The organism is Micromonospora sp. CNB394, from assembly GCF_000374985.1.
GTDB lineage: Bacteria > Actinomycetota > Actinomycetes > Mycobacteriales > Micromonosporaceae > Micromonospora > Micromonospora marina.
Window position 1 is genome coordinate 94,342 of the sequence record NZ_KB895844.1, and the last position, 16,004, is coordinate 110,345.

The following is a 16,004-nucleotide window of genomic DNA, read 5'->3' on the forward strand; positions in this document are numbered from 1 at the left end:
CCGGTGGCTGCAGAGCAAAGGCGGGGCGAGGTGACATGGTCCGCAAGCCGGAATGTTGCTCTGAGTGACCACATCGGCTGTGGGCAAGCGTTGGCCGACCATGCGAGCCCGAGCGGGGGCGAGCCCTCGGCTGCCGTACCTCCGGCAAGGCAGCCGACAGCCGGCAGCGGTCAGTAGCGCTCGCGCAGCAACTGGGCGGCCTCGACCGCCCAGTAGGTGAGGATGATCTGGGCGCCGGCCCGGCCGATCGAGGTGAGCGTCTCCAGCATCACCCGCTCCCGGTCGATCCAGCCGTTCGCAGCGGCGGCCTCGACCATCGCGTACTCGCCGGAGACCTGGTAGGCGGCGACCGGGACGTTCACCGCGGCCCGGACCGCCGACACCACGTCGAGGTAGGGCAGCGCCGGCTTGACCATCACCATGTCGGCGCCCTCGGCCACGTCCAACTCGACCTCGCGCAGCGACTCGCGCAGGTTCGCCGGGTCCTGCTGGTAGGTGCGCCGGTCCCCCTCCAGCGCCGACTCCACGGCGTCCCGGAACGGGCCGTAGAAGGCGGAGGCGTACTTCACCGCGTACGCGAGCACCGAGACGTCCCGGTGCCCGGCGGCGTCCAGCGCCTTGCGGACCACGCCGACCTGACCATCCATCATCCCGGACGGCCCGACCACGTGGACCCCGGCCGCGGCCTGGGCCACCGCTATGTCGGCGTACGCGGCGAGCGTGGCGTCGTTGTCAACCCCACCGTCCGGGGTGAGCAGGCCGCAGTGCCCGTGCGAGGTGAACTCGTCCAGGCACAGGTCGCTCATCACCACGGTCGAGTCGCCGACCTCGGCGACCACGTCCCGGATCGCCGTGTTGAGCACACCGGCCGGGTCGACGCCACCGGAGCCGGTCTCGTCCCGCGTCGCCGGCACGCCGAACAGCATGATCCCGCCGACCCCGGCCTGGACCGCCTCCACGGCGGCCTTGCGCAGCGAGTCCCGGGAGTGCTGGAGCACCCCCGGGAGCGACGCGATGGCCCGCGGCTCGGTCAGCCCCTCCTTGACGAACATCGGCACGACCAGCTCGGCCGGGTCGAGGCGGGTCTCGGAGACCAGCCGCCGCACGGCCGCGTTGCGGCGCAGCCGGCGGGGCCGGATCTCGGGGTACGGCATGACGGGCCTCCTGTCAGCGGAACCGCAGGGCGGTCGGGCCCTGCACCTTCGAGCCGCGGCGCTGCTTCGCCGGCATGGCGGCGAGCTTCTCCCGCAGCTCGACGGCGTAGGCGGCGAGCGCCTCCACCAGGTCGGGCACCGAGGCGTGCGGCGGCTGCACGTCGATGCGCAGGCCGAACTCGGTGGCGGTCTCCGCCGTCTTGGGCCCGATCACTGCAACAACGGTCCGGGCGTGCGGCTTCCCCGCGATACCGACGAGGTTCCGCACCGTGGACGACGAGGTGAACAGCACCGCGTCGAACCCGCCCGACTTGATCGCGTCCCGGATCTCGGCGGGCGGCGGGGCCGCGCGCACGGTCCGGTACGCGGTCACGTCGTCGACCTCCCAGCCCCGCTCGGTGAGGCCGGCGGCCAGGGTCTCGGTGGCGATGTCGGCGCGCGGCAACAGCACCCGGCCGACCGGGTCGAGGATCTCGTCGTGCGGCGAGAACTCGGCCAGCAGGCCCTCGGAGGACTGCTCGCCGGAGGGGATCAGCTCGGGCTGGATACCGAAGGCGCGGACCGCCTCGGCGGTGGCGTCGCCGATGCAGGCGATCTTCACGCCGCCGAAGTGGCGGGCGTCGAGGCCGTGCTCGGCGAACTTCTCCCACACCGCCCGGACCGCGTTCACCGAAGTGAAGATCACCCAGGCGTACCGGCCGTCGACCAGACCCTTGACCGCCCGCTCCATCTGCGCCGGGGTACGCGGCGGCTCGACCGCGATGGTCGGCACCTCGCACGGGATGGCCCCGTACGCGCGCAGCCGCGCGCTCATCACGCCGGCCTGCTCCTTGGTGCGGGGCACCAGCACCTTCCAGCCGTACAGCGGGCGGTTCTCCCACCAGCTCAGCTTGTCGCGGTCGGTGACGGCAGCGCCGACGGTGAGCACCACCCGGCCGGTGAAGCCGAGCGCCGCCGCGACGAAGGAGTCGACGCTCGACGTGGTGGTGTACTGCGTCTCGCCGGTGCCGTCGCCGGTCACCCCGACCGCTGTGGTGCCGTCGACCCCGGCGGCCAGCAGGCCGTCCCGGACGGCGGCCAGGTCGCCGGCGTCCACGGCGAGCGCCAGCGAACCCCGGGCGACCGCGGCGGCGAGCGCCTCGAAGTCCAGCGCGGTGACGTCCTCGATGTCGGCGGCGGTGCGTACGCCCGGCAGCGGGACGCCCGCGTAGGTGGCCACGCCCTCGGCCTGGCCGACGCCCGGCACCACCTCGAAGTGCGCGGCGGTACGCGCGACCGCCTGCACCTCCTTGACCACCGAGTCGTGGCCGAACGGGTCACCGGCGACCAGGTGCACGGCGTTCTGCCCGGACCGGGCCGCGGAGATCAGCACCTTCGCCACGTCTCCCGGCACGCCCTCGGCGGGGCTGAACTCGGCGTCCGGCCGGGCCTGGGCGCGGACGTGCGCCAGAAGCGACTCGGGTACGCCCCGGTCGTAGACCACCTGGTCGGCCTCGACCAGGGCGTCCAGCGCCCGGCGGGTCAGCAGGCCGGGGTCGCCGGGGCCGGCCCCGACGAATGCGATCTGGCCTACGGGCTTACGGGTGCGGGTCATTCTGTGCTCCCAAGTTGCTGGGTCCCCGGGCCGGCCTGTGCGTCCTGGCCGAGGATCGAGTCGGCGCCGAGTTCGAGGAGTTCGGCGGCGAGTGCCTTGCCGATCTCCGCCGCGTCGGCGGGCGTTCCGGTGCGGGACAGCCGGAGGTCACGGGTACCGTCCGGGCTGATCACCGCACCGCGCAGGTAGATCTCCTGATTGATGTCGCCCTCGTCGGTGGGCTCGCCCTCGGCGAGAACGGCGTACGCGGCCACGGGTGCGCTGCACCCTGCCTCCAGGGTGGCCAGCAGCGCCCGTTCCGCGGTGATCGCGGCACGGGACGGTGCGTGGTCGAGCAGCGCGAGCAGCTCGACCACGTCCTGGTCGTCGGCCCGGCACTCGACGGCCAGCGCACCTTGGGCGGGCGCGGGCAGCATGAGCATCGGGTCGAGCGTCTCGGTGATGACGTCGGCGCGGCCGATCCGGTTGAGCCCGGCACGGGCCAGCACGACGGCGTCGAGGTCGGCGTCCGGGCCGAGCACCCGGCCGAGCCGGGTGTCGACGTTGCCCCGGATCGGGCTGACCTCCAACTGCATGCCCAGCGCGTGCAACTGGGCGATCCGGCGCAGCGCGCCGGTGCCGACGCGGGCGCCGGGCGGCAACTCGGCGAGCGTACGGCCGTTCGTGGCCACCAGCGCGTCGCGCGGGTCCTGCCGGGGCGGTACGGCCGCGACGTGCAGGCCGGGCGCCGCCGCGGTGGGCAGGTCCTTGTACGAGTGGACGGCGAAGTCGATCTCGCCGGCGGTCAGCGCGTCGCGCAGCGCGGAGACGAACACACCGACACCGAGCCGCTGCACCGGTGCGGTGGACCGGTCGCCGGCGGTCACCACCTCGACCAGCTCGACCGGCCGGCCGGTGGCCGCGGTGAGGGCCTCGGCGACGTGGCCGGACTGGGCCAGCGCCAGGGTGCTGCCCCGGGTACCGAGGCGAAGGGGGGCAGTCATCGCGCACCTCCGGTGGGCGGGACGTCGGCGGCGTCGAACGACGACCGGCCGTCGAAATCGGTGGCGACCACGTCGGGGACGGTGTCGACCGGGGACGTCTGCGGAACGTCCAGGTCGAACAGTTCGCGAAGCAGCGCCGCGTACTGGTCGCCGCCGGGCTCGGCGGCGAGCTGGCGGACCCGTACGGTCGGCTGGTGCAGCAGTCGCTGCACGACCCGGTGCACGGTCCGGGCGACCTCGGCGCGCTGGTCGTCGCTGAGGTCGGGGCGGCGCTGGCCGAGCCGGCGCAGCTCGGCGGTGACGACGTCCTCGGCCCGGCCGCGCAGGGCGGCCACCGTCGGTGCGACGTCGGCGCCGCGCAGCCAGCTCAGGAACGCCTCGACCTCGCCGGTCACGATCCGGGCCACCTCGGCGGCGTCGGCCGCGGCCGGTCCGTCGGCGAGGACGGCGGCCATCCGGTCGATGTCGATCACCTCGACGCCGGGCAGCTCGGCGACACCGGGCTCGACGTCGCGCGGAACGGCCAGGTCGAGCAGGATCAGCGGGCCCCGGCCGGCGTCCCGGCGGGCCAGCGCCCGGGTCACCACGTCGCGGGTGAGCACCGGCTCGGTGGCGGCGGTGGCGGCGACCACGACGTCGACAGCGGCGAGCGCGGCGATCAGCTCGGCCATCGGCACGGCGGACGCGCCGTACGACTCGGCGAGCCGGACGGCACGGGCGGTGCCCCGGTTGGTCACGGTGAGCGGGCCGGCGCCCAGCCGGGACAGCGTGGCCACGCCCAGCGAGCCCATCGCGCCGGCACCGACCACCATGGCGGGCCGGCCGGTCAGGTCGCCGTCGAGCAGGTCGGCGGCGAGGTCGAGGGCGGCGGTGACGACGCTCTGCCCGGCCCGGTCGATGTTGGTCTCGGCGTGCGCGCGCTTGCCGACCCGCAGCGCCTGCTGCATCAGCTCGTGCAGCAGCCGCCCGGCCGAGTCGGCGCCACCGGCGCAGTGGTAGGCGTCGCGGAGCTGGCCGAGGATCTGCGCCTCGCCCACCACCATCGAGTCGAGCCCGGCGGCCACCCGGAAGACGTGGTCCACGGCGGCGGCGTCGTAGTGCACGTAGAGGTGCGGTGCCAGCGCCGCCGGCTGGCAACCGGCCTGGTCGGCCAGGACCGCGCAGATGTCGCCGAGTCCGCCGTGGAACCCGGAGACGGCGGCGTAGACCTCCACCCGGTTGCAGGTGGAGACCAGGACGGCCTCGGCGACGTACGGCTGGGTGATCAGGCGGTCCAGCGTGCGGGTGAGGTCGGCGGGCGGGACGGCCAGCTGTTCCAGGGTGGCGACCGGGGCGGTGCGGTAGGACGCGCCGACGACGAGCAGTTTCACGTGCCGATCGCCTCCTGGGTGTCGGTTGCCGCGAATCCGCCGGGCAGGGCGGTGAGGGCGGACCCGCCGGTGGCGGGGAGCGCGGTCAGCGATGCCTTGCGGTGCTCGTGGAAGGACAGGATCTGCAGCTCGATGGCGAGGTCGACCTTGCGCACGTCGACCCCGTCCGGGACCGAGAGTACGCAGGGCGCGAAGTTGAGGATGCTCGTCACGCCGACGGCGACCAACTGGTCGGCCACCGCCTGGGCAGCCGGCGCGGGGGTGGCGATGACACCGATCGAGATGGACTCCTCGGCGACGATCTGGGGCAGCTCGTCGACGTGCCGTACGACCAGGCCGTTGATCACTTCGCCGACGCGGGACCGGTCGGCGTCGACGAGCGCCGCGATGCGGAAGCCGCGGTTGGCGAAGCCGTCGTAGCCGGCCAGCGCGTGACCGAGATTACCCACGCCGACGAGCGCGACGGTCCGGCACTGGGTGAGGCCGAGCACCGAGGAGATCTGGTCGACCAGCAGCGCCACGTCGTAGCCGACGCCGCGGGTGCCGTACGAGCCGAGGTGGGACAGGTCCTTGCGGAGCTTCGCGGAGTTGACGCCGGCCGCGTTGGCGAGGCCCTCGCTGGACACCGTCTCGTGCCCGGCGTCGGCGAGCGCATGCAGCGCGCGCAGGTATTCCGGGAGCCGGGACACGGTCGCCTCGGGCAGGTCCGGGAGCGCCGGTATGGCACCGGTGCGACCGGACGCGCCTGGTTGACGGTGCTGGCTCATGAGACTCCGTGCGGTGCGATCCTCGACCAGCGACGGGGGCCGGTCGTTTCGGGACTCCCGCTGGCGACCGAGATTGCCGGCTGTGCTAGCAGGGCGCGTCGGAACTACAGAGTAGGTGTTTGTGAAGGGGTGCACAAATCGCGATCTTGATAGCTCGCGACGCGCCTTCACCTGCCCCTCCATTCCCGCAAGATCGATCAACCGCGTCCCCGGCGGCGCATGGCGATTATTGCTCAATCCAGACTTCCCTGACCAATCGCGCGGAGCCCGTAGCGCTCCGTGACGGGCGTGGCGAGTCGAGGCTCACGTTTTCCGGTAGGGAGAACCCCACCCCGGACAGGCCAGCGCGCGGGATGGGTAGGCGGGTCACACGCCCATAGCCTCGAACCATGACCGCCGTACCACTGGCCACCGCGCCCGCCCCGCTCTCCCCCGTACGAGGGCTCCTGCGACGCCTCGCCCGCGACACCACCTACGTGCTCGTGGGCCTCCCGCTGGCGCTCGTCGGCTTCGTGCTGGCAGTGGTGGGGATCTCACTTTCCGCCGGGCTGCTGGTGACCACGCTCGGCCTGCCGATCATCGCCGGCCTCCTCTACGCGGCCCGCGGGCTGGCCGACGTCGAGCGGCTCCGGCTCGCCGGGGTGCAGGACCGGCCGCGGGTACGCCCGGTCTACCGGCGGCCGGAGCCGGGCGCCGGGTTCTGGCGCCGGGTGTTCACCCCGATCCGGGACGCCCAGTCGTGGCTCGACCTGCTGCACGCCTTCGTCCAGCTGCTCGTGGCGGTGCCCACGTTCGTGGTGCTGGTGGTCTGGTGGGTGCTGGCCCTGGGCGGCACCCTCTACATCACCTACGACTGGGCCATCCCGCGCGGCGCGGGTCACCAGGACCTGAGCCAGCTCCTCGGGATGGGCGACGGCCCCGGCCCACGGATCGTCCTGAACACCGCGATCGGGCTGTTCGCCCTGTTCACCCTCCCGCTGGTGGCGCGCGGCTGCGCCCGGCTCCAGGCCGGGCTGGCGTACTCGCTGCTCACCGGCGTGGCCGAGATGCGGCAGCGGATCGTCACGCTGGAGGAGCAGAAGCGGGCCGCCGCCTCCGCCGAGGCGGTCGCGCTGCGCCGGCTGGAGCGCGACATCCACGACGGCCCCCAGCAACGGCTGGTCCGGCTCGCCATGGACCTCGGCCGGGCCCGGCACCAGCTCACCGCTGACCCGGAGGCGGCCCGGCAGACGCTCGACGAGGCGGTCGCGCAGACCCGGGAGACGCTGGACGAGCTGCGCGCCCTGTCCCGGGGCATCGCGCCGCCGATCCTGGTCGACCGGGGCCTGCCCAGCGCGCTCGCCGCGCTCGCCGCCCGCGCCCTGGTACCCACCGAGCTGACCCTGGACGACGACCTGGGCACCGCCGCCGGGCGGCTCGACCCGGGGCTGGAGAGCACCGCGTACTTCGTGGTGGCTGAGGCACTGACGAACGTGTCGAAGCACAGCCGGGCGACGGCCTCCCGGGTGGAGGTCACCCGGAAGGTGGGCCGGCTGGAGATCACCGTCACCGACGACGGGGCCGGCGGCGCCCACCTGGCGAAGGGGCACGGACTCAGCGGCATCGCCGACCGGGTCCGGGCGGCGGGCGGCACGCTGGAGGTGACCAGCCCGGCCGGCGGGCCCACCCGGATCCACGCCGAACTGCCGAGGTGACCCGGCCCGCCCGGGCTCCGGGCGTGATAGACACCGGACCCATGCGGGTGGTGATCGCGGACGACGCCGTACTGCTCCGGGAAGGGCTGGTCCGGCTGCTGACGGAGTACGGGCACGAGGTGGTGGCCGCCGTCGGTGACGGTGACGCGCTGGTCGAGGCGGTGGTGGCGCACCGGCCCGACGTCTCGGTGGTGGACGTGCGGATGCCGCCGTCACACACCGACGAGGGACTGCGCGCCGCGGTAGAGGCCCGCCGCCGGGTGCCCGGCACGCCGATCCTGGTGCTGTCCCAGTACGTCGAGGTGTCGTACGCCGACGACCTGCTGGACACCGCGGGCGGGGCCGGCGGCGGGATCGGCTACCTGCTCAAGGACCGGGTCGCCGCGATCGACGAGTTCCTCGACGGCCTGGCCCGGGTAGCCGCCGGCGGCACCGTCCTCGATCCGGAGGTGATCAGCCAGTTGCTGGTCCGGCGGCGGCGCGACGACCCGCTGGCGTCGCTGACGCCGCGCGAGCGCGAGGTGCTGGCGCTGATGGCCGAGGGCCGCTCGAACACCGCCATCGCCAGGACGCTCGTGGTCAGCGACGGCGCGGTCGAGAAGCACGTCCGCAACATCTTCACCAAACTCGACCTGCCCCCGGACGCGACCACTCACCACCGCCGCGTCCTGGCCGTCCTGGCCCACCTGCGCGCCTGACCGGGCGGGTCAGGCGAGCGTCCGGGCCAGTGTCACCGCCTCGGTGAGCGTGTCGGCGGCCGGGTGGCCGCTGCCGCGCAGCCGCTCCGGGTCGGAGAGGCCACCGGTGTAGAGGACGCAGCGGGCGCCGACCGAGGCGGCCGCGTCCGCGTCGTCGAGCGAGTCGCCGATCAGCACCACCTCGTGCCCGCCCAGCCCCAGCTCGGCCAGGTGCTTCTCCAGCCACTCGGCCTTGTGCCCGCCGCCGACTGTGGCGCGCAGCCCGTCCACCCGGCGGAAGTGCGGCGTCAGCCCGTACGTGTGCACGGTCGGCACGAGTTCGTCGTGGAACCACATGGACAGCAGCGACTGGCTGCCCTCCCAGGATTCGATCGCGGTCGTGGCGTCGGCGGCCAGGGCGCAGGTGGTCAGCCCGGCCCGGTAGGCGTCGTGGAAGACCCGGTCCAGCGTCCCGAACGCCTCGGCGTCCACGGCCCGGCCGAGCATCTCGGCGTAGTAGTCGGCGATCGGCCGCCGGAACCGTACCCGGTGCTCGGCCGCGGTGACCGCCGGCCCGCCGGCGCTGGCGAAGGCGACGTTCGTGGCCTGGACCACCAGGTCGAGGTCGTCGAGGAGCGTTCCGTTCCAGTCCCACACGAGGTGGCGTCGCATACCCGTCACCCGAGCACCATAGTGCTAGAGCTGCGGCGTGGTCAGGTCGCGCAGCAGCCGGTCCTCCTCGACCCGCCAGTAGCCGTGCTCCTTGCCGTCGAGCAGCACCACCGGCAGCCGGTCGCCGTAGTCGCGCTCCATCTCCAGGTCTCCGGTGACGTCGCGCTCCACCCAGCGGTCGCCGGTGACGGCCACCACCCGGTCGAGCGCGGCCTTCGCGTCGTCGCACAGGTGGCAGCCGGGCCGGGTGATCAGGATGAGCCTCGGGTCACTGGACATCGGATACCTCCGTGCGGATCTCGGTCGGCGGCGCTGGCGACGGCACCACGTACGCCCGCACAGTCTCGCCGGTCCGCGGGTGCGGCGCGCCCAGGACCGCCGCGCGGGACCGCAATTGTCGTCTGGTGGGTTTCCTGTATGCGGGATGAGGATCTCTGCCGGCGTCCGGAAGGACCGCCGGACGGGCACCGTGCGCACCGCTCCCGCGACACGCCGAGCGAAAAGAAAATCGGCTCCGACCAGGACTTTCCACGACGAACCAGGCTCCGGCGCGAAAGTCAACCACACACGACGGACAACGGGTCCGCCATGTGTGCGATCCGGCGGGAAATACTTCCGCTCTGTGTAACGGACTTGCCACGCGTGGGTGACGTTGGCCCTATCATCACTCGGGTCGGCTCACCCCATTTGCCGTGAGTCGACACCCCTCAGCCCGAGGAGGCCCCCGTGCCCGTGAGCGCATTGGACCAGCACCTCAAGGGGATCTGCCGCCCGCCGGCATGTCCCGACCCGGCCGTGCCCGACCGGGTGATACCCGGTCCTCCGGCGCGGCCACTGTCCACTGAGCCTGGGGAGGCGCGGTGACCACCTTCGGTTACGCCGAACGACCGGCCGGTGTCACCGGCCCGGCCCAGCGCAACCCGCTCAACGAGCGCGCGGACCCCGGCCCGCGGGGCGCCGACGGCCAGCTCGCCGTACGCGGCGACGGGCGGCGCGTCCGCAGCCGCGCGCACCACACCAACGAGGCACCACCCCGCCCCGCGACCCCGGGCGGCAACGCGAAGCCCACGACCGGCCGCCTGGGCAGCCCGGCCCGCCCGGCCATGCCCGTCCAGGTGCGGCGCGGCGACGCGGCGACCGAGGCCGAGCCGTCCGCCGCCGAGACCGCGGTCCTGCCGGCGGTGACCACCGGCGACACCGCCGTCCTGCCCGCCGTGCCGGCCGCGGCGCCCGCCACCGGCTTCCCGAGCCGTCCCGACCCGTCCGACCCGGCCACCGAGGTGTGGACGCTGGTCGAGCGCGCGCAGGCGGGCGAGTCCGAGGCGTTCGGGCTGATCTACGACCGGTACGTCGACACCGTGTTCCGGTTCGTCTACTTCCGCGTCGGCAACCGGCAGCTCGCCGAGGACCTCACCTCCGACACGTTCCTGCGGGCGCTCAAGCGGATCGGCAGCTTCACCTGGCAGGGCCGCGACCTCGGCGCCTGGCTGGTCACCATCGCCCGCAACCTGGTCGCCGACCACTTCAAGTCCGGGCGCTACCGGCTGGAGGTCACCACCGGCGACGTCCTGGACGCCGACCGGGAGGACCGCGGGCCCGAGGGCAGCCCGGAGGCGGCCGTGGTGGAGCACATCACGAACGTCGCCCTGCTCACCGCCGTCAAGCAGCTCAACCCGGAGCAGCAGGAGTGCATCGTGCTGCGGTTCCTCCAGGGCTTCTCGGTGGCCGAGACGGCCCGCGCCATGGGCAAGAACGAGGGTGCCATCAAGGCCCTGCAGTACCGGGCGGTCCGGGCGCTGGCCCGGCTGCTGCCCGACGGCTTCCACTCCTGACCGTCCCGACCCGGCCGGCGCACGGACGCCGGGCGGTGTCGCATGCCCGACGTACCCCCGCCCGCCCCTCACTCCCGGTGATTTCGCCGCCGTCCCAGCCGTAACCGGCGACCGGCGCGGTCCGTTTCTCCGGGTGCGACCAGTGGTTGTCCCGGCGTCCCCCGGGCCACCCGGTCCGGCGGGTCAGGTCGGCCGTCCCGGTCGGCCCTGGGCCACACGCTGCCACCGGTCGCTGGTGACGACGACGGCCGCCCGGCCGTGACCAGCGAGAGGGGGTGCCGCGGTGGACAGCGACCTCTTCTCCCGTCGGCGAGCCGAGCGCTTCGCGCAACTCCTCGACGAGGCCAATGGCGGACGCCGGCACCACGTCCGGTCCAAGGCGGACGGTGAACTCACCACACTCGTCGAGGTGGGCCGGCGGCTCACCGCCGAACGGCCCGACGTCGAGGTGGACGCCCAGTTCCGTACCGGCCTGCGGGCGATGCTCGTGGCCACCGCCGAACGCGAGGGCGTCGGCGCTCCGGCCAGGACCGGCACCTCCGGCGTACGCGGGGCGCTGCTGCCAGCCATCACCGGCCGCCGGGCGCGGGCCCGGGGCGCGATCCTGGTCGGCGTGGCCGCCGGGGCGGTCGCCCTGTCCGGCATCTCCGCCGCGAGCGAGAACGCGCTGCCCGGTGACGCCCTGTACGGCATGAAGCGCTCCACCGAACGCGCCCAGCTCGCACTCGCCAGCTCGGACATCAGCCGCGGGCAGCTCTTCCTCGACTTCGCCCGTACCCGGCTCGACGAGGCCGCCTCGGTCCGCGACGACCGGCTCGGTTTCAGCGCCGTCCTGGACGACATGGACGCGGACACCCGTCAGGGCGTACGCCTGCTGACCACCGTCGCCGCGCAGCGCTCGGACCCGGCGGCGCTGGACGCGGTGGACACGTTCCTCGCCGGCCAGCGCCGGGTGGTCAGTGGCCTGCTCGACCGGCCCGACAGCGCCGACCGGGACCGCACCCGCCGCTCGCTGTCCCTGCTCGACGCGGCGGGCAAGCGCGCCGACGCGCTGCGCGAGGCGATCGCCTGCGGGCTGCCCGCGCCGCAGGCCAGCGACATGCTCGGGCCCGCTCCGGCCACCTGCCCGGCCGGCCGCTGAGGGGCGGGCGTACCGCGCCACACTTCTCCCGCCGGACACCCGGCCGTCACGCCGTGCCGGATACGCTCGACCCGGGGCAGGCACGCGTCGTCCAGGCAGGGAGGTCACCGTGGCCGGGAGCCGGAAGGTGACCGTCAGCACCGACGCGCACGGGCACACCGCGGGCTGGTCGGAGACCCCGGCGGCACCGGCGACGACCGGCACGCCCGATCCCACCGCCGCCGCGTTCTTCGACGTGGACAACACGATGATGCAGGGCGCCTCGATCTACTGGTTCGCCCGCGGGCTGGCCGCCCGGAAGTACTTCACCGCCGGTGACCTGGCCCGGTTCGCCTGGCAGCAGGCACGGTTCCGGCTGCTCGCCATCGAGCACGCGGGCGACATGTCGCAGGCCAAGGAGGCCGCGCTCGCCTTCGTCCAGGGCTGGCGGGTCGACGACATGGAACGCCTCGCCGACGAGATCTTCGATGAGCTGATGGCGCCGCGCATCTGGGCCGGCACCCGTCGCCTGGCCCAGCGTCACCTCGACGCGGGCGAGCGGGTCTGGCTGGTCAGTGCCGCCCCGGTGGAGATCGGCCGGGTGATCGCGGCCCGGCTCGGCCTGACCGGCGCGATCGGGACGGTGGCCGAGGTGGTCGACGGCGCGTACACCGGGCGGCTGGTCGGTGACCTGATGCACGGCCCGGCCAAGGCCGAGGCGGTCACCCAGCTCGCCGACGCGGAAGGGTTGGACCTGGCCCGGTGCGCCGCCTACAGCGATTCGGCGAACGACCTGCCGATGCTCGGTGCGGTCGGCCGCGCGGTGGCGGTCAACCCCGACCCGGCGCTGCTGCGGCAGGCCCGCGAGCGGGGCTGGGACGTGCGGGACTTCCGCACCGGGCGACGGGCCGTACGCATCGCCGTGCCCTCCACCGCGGCCGCCGGGCTGCTCGCCGGCGCGGTGACGGCCGGTCTGGCGCTGCACCGGCGCCGCCACCGCGAGGTCTGACCCCGCGTGGCCCGGCTCACGGGCCGAACGGGTCCGGCCGGCGTTCGAGCAGCTTGTGCAGCGTCTGCTGGATCGTCTCCCGCACCTGGTCGGCGAGGTTGAACACCACGAGCGGGTCGTCCGCCGCGTCGCGCAGGTGCGCGGTCGGGATCGGCGGGCAGAACTCGATCAGCCACTTGCTCGGCAGCGGCACCATGCCCAGCGGCCCCAGCCAGGGGAACGTCGGGGTGACCGGGAAGTACGGCAGTTTGAGCAGCCGGGCCAGCGGCTTGATGTCGGCGAGCATCGGATAGATCTCCTCGCCGCCGACGATCGCGACCGGCACGATCGGCGTCCCGGTACGCAGCGCGGCGGAGACGAACCCGCCCCGCCCGAAGCGCTGGAGCTTGTAGCGGTCGGCGTAGAGCTTGCCGACGCCCTTGAAGCCCTCCGGGAACACGCCCACGAGTTCCCCGTTGCCGAGCAGCCGCTCCGCGTCCGGGCTGCACGCGACGGTGCCGCCGGTCTTGCGGGCTATCTCGGAGACCACGGGCATCCGGAAGACCAGGTCGGCGCCGAGCAGCCGCAGGTAGCGGCGCGCCGGGTGCCGGTCGTGCAGCGCGGTGGAGAGGATCAGCGCGTCGAGCGCCACGGTGCCGGAGTGGTTGCCGACGACCAGTCCGGCGCCCTCGGCCGGAAGGTGCTCGATGCCGCTGACCTCGGTGCGGAACCAGTCCCGGTAGAGCAGCCGGACCAGCGGGTGGACCACCGCGTCGGTCAGGTCGGGGTCGAAGCCGAACTCGTCGACCTCGTAGTCACCGGCGAGCCGCCGCCGCAGGAACGCCAGCCCCTGGGCCACCTTGCGGTCCCAGTGGTCGCCCGGCCGGTCGGCGACCGCCGGCCCGGCGGGGTTCTGCGTCTCGCCGGCCGGCGTGCTCCCGGCCGGCTGATCAGCCACCGCCTTCTTGGCGACCGCCTTCTTCGCCACCGCCTTCTTCGCGACGGCCTTCTTGGCGACCGACTTCCTGGCCGGCTGGTGGGGCGTGGCCGGGCCCGGAACGCCCGGCTCGGCAGCCGCGCCGGGCTCGTCGGCGGAGGTGTCCGGCTCGTCGGCCGGGTCCGCGGCCGCCGCCGGGCGGGCGGATGGCGCGGTCAGCCGGCGGTGCCCGTTGCGCCGCGCCGGCTCCGCGCCCGGATCCGGCACACCCAGCGGTACGTCGTAACGAGCGTCACGCCGCTCGTCGGGGCTGCTCACGAGCGCTCCCGTACGGTCGAGCGGACCTGCCGGATGCTCTCCAGCACCAACTGCTCGGCGGTGGCGAGCTGGTCCCGGGTGACCACGACGCCGCCGTGGTGGGCGCGGATGAAGTCGTCGAACGCGGCGGCGGTCGAACGGGGCGTGAAGCCGTACTCCCGCTCCAGTCGGCTGGTGTCCACCACCCGACCGTGCACGAAGAGGTCCACCTGGTCCAAGCCGTACCGGCCGAAGCCGAGGCTGCGGGCGATCGCGGCGACCCCGGCCAGGCCCGGTTCCAGCACCGGCACCGCCACCCGGCCGGCCCGGCGGATCGCCTGCGACAGCGACAGCACCCCCGGCCCGGCGACGTTGTACGTGCCCGGGTGCTTCTCGGCGACGGACCGGTGCAGCACCTCCAGCGCGTCGTCGAAATGCACGAACTGCAGGCGCGGGTCGCGGCCGAAGACGGTCGGCACCACCGGCTGGGAGAAGTAGCGGGTGAGCGTGGTGTCGGCGGCGTACCCGATGAACGGCGCGAAGCGCAGCACCGTCGCGGTGACGTCGGGCCGGCGGCGGCGGAACCCGCGGACGTACCCCTCGATGTCGAGGATGTCGCGGCCGAAACCGCCGCGTGGCACCTCGCGCGGCTCGGTCTCCTCGGTGAAGACGGCCGGGTCGCGGAACGACACCCCGTACGCGGCGGTGGACGAGCGGACCACGAGCTTGCGGAGCCGGGGCGCGCGCTGCGCGGCGGCGAGCAGCTGCATGGTGCCGATGACGTTCTGTTCCTTCATCCCCGCCCGGCCGCCCTGCTGCGGGTCGGGGGCGGTGACGAGCGCCAGGTGCACCACCGTGTCGACGTCGAGGTCGTGCAGGAGGCCGCCGAGCGAGTCGAGGTCGAGGCGGATCCGTTCGACGTCGGAGAGCAGGTCGGTCAGCTCGGGGTTGGGTGGCGCCGGATCGACCCCGATGACACGCTCGATCCGCTCGTCGGCGGCGAGCCGGGCGGCCACGTGGGCACCGAGCCAGCGACCGACCCCGGTGACGACGACGACCCCCGGGGCACCTGAGGTGTCACCGGGGGTCATGTCGTGCGCCTAGCGCGGCAGGCGGGATCGAGCCGGGACGTCCACGGCCTGATCACCTGAGCCTCCGAGGGTCGACAGTTGGCAAGTGGTGCCGGTGCCGGGCCGCTGCCCGGCACCGGTCACTTGCCGAGACGGCGACGCTGGACGCGGGTCTTGCGCAGCAGCTTGCGGTGCTTCTTCTTAGCCATGCGCTTGCGGCGCTTCTTGACCACCGAGCCCATACGACAGCCTTTCGATGCAACGTGCGGGGCGGACCGGACGGCACCACCACGGGTGGCGCCGTGACCGCTTGCGGACAACGGACCGGACCAGCGTGGTGGGCAGGGCACACCAGAGAGCGGTCACGGTCGTGGCCCAGCCTAACCGGAGTGCGTCAGCAGGACCAACGCGCCCCCGTCGATGCCCCTTTTCGTCGCACTCGGCGGACGGTGCGCCGAGGGCTCAGGCGGACTCCTGGAAGGCGCCCCGGAGGTATTCGTGCACGGCGTGCTCGGGCACCCGGAACGACCGGCCGACCCGTACCGCGGTCAGCTCACCGCTGTGCACGAGGCGGTAGACGGTCATCTTGGAGACCCGCATGACCGTCGCCACCTCGGCGACGGTCAGGAACCTGACATCCGACAGCCGTGCGTCGGACTGCGACCCGGCCATGGCTCACCGACCCATTCCCGTGCCCGGCGCGTGTCACCGGGCAGGTGCTCCCGCCTCGACGAGCGACGCGCGTGTAACCAGTACGGTAGCGGGACGGCTGTGGCCTGCGCGATCCCTTCCACCCTTTGATCATGGCGAGACAGCCGTTCACCCGGTGTCCACCAGGGCTTTTTCGCC

At 73.7% G+C, this 16,004-nt stretch carries 16 protein-coding genes; 5 read left to right on the forward strand and 11 right to left on the reverse strand.

The genetic code is table 11. The features are described from left to right. Positions 1-170: 170 nt before the first annotated feature. The 5 genes from hemB to C569_RS0120810 are packed head-to-tail and all read right to left on the reverse strand — an operon-like array spanning position 171 to position 5,868. Positions 171-1,154: a porphobilinogen synthase gene (gene hemB, locus C569_RS0120790; protein WP_018787699.1), complete on the reverse strand. Its 984-nt coding sequence runs from the start codon at positions 1,152-1,154 to the stop codon at positions 171-173. A 13-nt stretch (positions 1,155-1,167) separates the two neighbouring features. Continuing rightward, positions 1,168-2,748 carry a uroporphyrinogen-III synthase gene (locus C569_RS0120795; protein ID WP_018787700.1) on the reverse strand — a complete coding sequence of 527 codons (1,581 nt, stop codon included), beginning with the start codon at positions 2,746-2,748 and terminating at the stop codon, positions 1,168-1,170. Continuing rightward, the gene (gene hemC / locus C569_RS0120800) at positions 2,745-3,731 is read right to left on the reverse strand and encodes a hydroxymethylbilane synthase (protein ID WP_018787701.1); all 987 of its coding nucleotides are present in this window, start codon (positions 3,729-3,731) and stop codon (positions 2,745-2,747) included. Before hemC ends, C569_RS0120795 begins: the two co-directional genes overlap by 4 nt. Beyond that, positions 3,728-5,101, reverse strand: a complete 1,374-nt coding sequence (locus tag C569_RS0120805) for a glutamyl-tRNA reductase (protein ID WP_018787702.1) — start codon at positions 5,099-5,101, stop codon at positions 3,728-3,730. The genes hemC and C569_RS0120805 overlap by 4 nt, the downstream gene beginning before the upstream one ends. Next, on the reverse strand, positions 5,098-5,868 hold the full coding sequence (locus tag C569_RS0120810; protein ID WP_018787703.1) for a redox-sensing transcriptional repressor Rex: 771 nt from the start codon (positions 5,866-5,868) through the stop codon (positions 5,098-5,100). The genes C569_RS0120805 and C569_RS0120810 overlap by 4 nt, the downstream gene beginning before the upstream one ends. Positions 5,869-6,257: 389 nt before the next feature. Between C569_RS0120810 and C569_RS0120815 the strand changes: the two genes are divergently transcribed. Then, positions 6,258-7,562, forward strand: coding sequence for a sensor domain-containing protein (locus C569_RS0120815; protein ID WP_018787704.1), 1,305 nt, complete (start codon positions 6,258-6,260; stop codon positions 7,560-7,562). A 41-nt stretch (positions 7,563-7,603) separates the two neighbouring features. After that, positions 7,604-8,260, forward strand: a complete 657-nt coding sequence (locus tag C569_RS0120820; protein ID WP_018787705.1) for a response regulator transcription factor — start codon at positions 7,604-7,606, stop codon at positions 8,258-8,260. Between the two features lie 9 nt (positions 8,261-8,269). Here the strand turns inward: C569_RS0120820 and C569_RS0120825 are convergent, their stop codons facing one another. Both C569_RS0120825 and C569_RS0120830 read right to left on the reverse strand, forming a co-directional pair. Next, on the reverse strand, positions 8,270-8,911 hold the full coding sequence (locus C569_RS0120825; RefSeq protein ID WP_018787706.1) for an HAD family hydrolase: 642 nt from the start codon (positions 8,909-8,911) through the stop codon (positions 8,270-8,272). Positions 8,912-8,935: 24 nt separating this feature from the next. Beyond that, a complete protein-coding gene (locus C569_RS0120830) occupies positions 8,936-9,190 on the reverse strand; it encodes a glutaredoxin family protein (RefSeq protein WP_013288752.1) in 255 nt (84 codons plus the stop codon). 581 nt (positions 9,191-9,771) lie between these two features. Here C569_RS0120830 and C569_RS0120835 point away from each other — a divergent pair. From C569_RS0120835 to C569_RS0120845, 3 genes are all read left to right on the forward strand, one after another. Then, positions 9,772-10,743, forward strand: a complete 972-nt coding sequence (locus tag C569_RS0120835; RefSeq protein ID WP_018787707.1) for an ECF subfamily RNA polymerase sigma factor, BldN family — start codon at positions 9,772-9,774, stop codon at positions 10,741-10,743. A gap of 283 nt (positions 10,744-11,026) precedes the next feature. Beyond that, positions 11,027-11,884, forward strand: a complete 858-nt coding sequence (locus C569_RS0120840; RefSeq protein ID WP_018787708.1) for a DUF5667 domain-containing protein — start codon at positions 11,027-11,029, stop codon at positions 11,882-11,884. Positions 11,885-11,993: 109 nt separating this feature from the next. Next, entirely contained in the window at positions 11,994-12,872 is an 879-nt protein-coding gene (locus tag C569_RS0120845) for an HAD family phosphatase (protein WP_018787709.1), read from the forward strand. A gap of 16 nt (positions 12,873-12,888) precedes the next feature. Here the strand turns inward: C569_RS0120845 and C569_RS30650 are convergent, their stop codons facing one another. From C569_RS30650 to C569_RS0120865, 4 genes are all read right to left on the reverse strand, one after another. Further along, complete coding sequence (locus tag C569_RS30650; protein ID WP_051090511.1) at positions 12,889-13,710, reverse strand: lysophospholipid acyltransferase family protein; 822 nt, start codon at positions 13,708-13,710, stop codon at positions 12,889-12,891. 392 nt (positions 13,711-14,102) lie between these two features. Beyond that, a complete protein-coding gene (locus C569_RS0120855) occupies positions 14,103-15,176 on the reverse strand; it encodes an NAD-dependent epimerase/dehydratase family protein (RefSeq protein WP_018787711.1) in 1,074 nt (357 codons plus the stop codon). 119 nt (positions 15,177-15,295) lie between these two features. Beyond that, the gene (locus tag C569_RS32515) at positions 15,296-15,397 is read right to left on the reverse strand and encodes a 30S ribosomal protein bS22 (RefSeq protein WP_007465623.1); all 102 of its coding nucleotides are present in this window, start codon (positions 15,395-15,397) and stop codon (positions 15,296-15,298) included. A 220-nt stretch (positions 15,398-15,617) separates the two neighbouring features. Beyond that, positions 15,618-15,827, reverse strand: a complete 210-nt coding sequence (locus C569_RS0120865; RefSeq protein WP_013288759.1) for a helix-turn-helix domain-containing protein — start codon at positions 15,825-15,827, stop codon at positions 15,618-15,620. Positions 15,828-16,004: the final 177 nt, after the last annotated feature.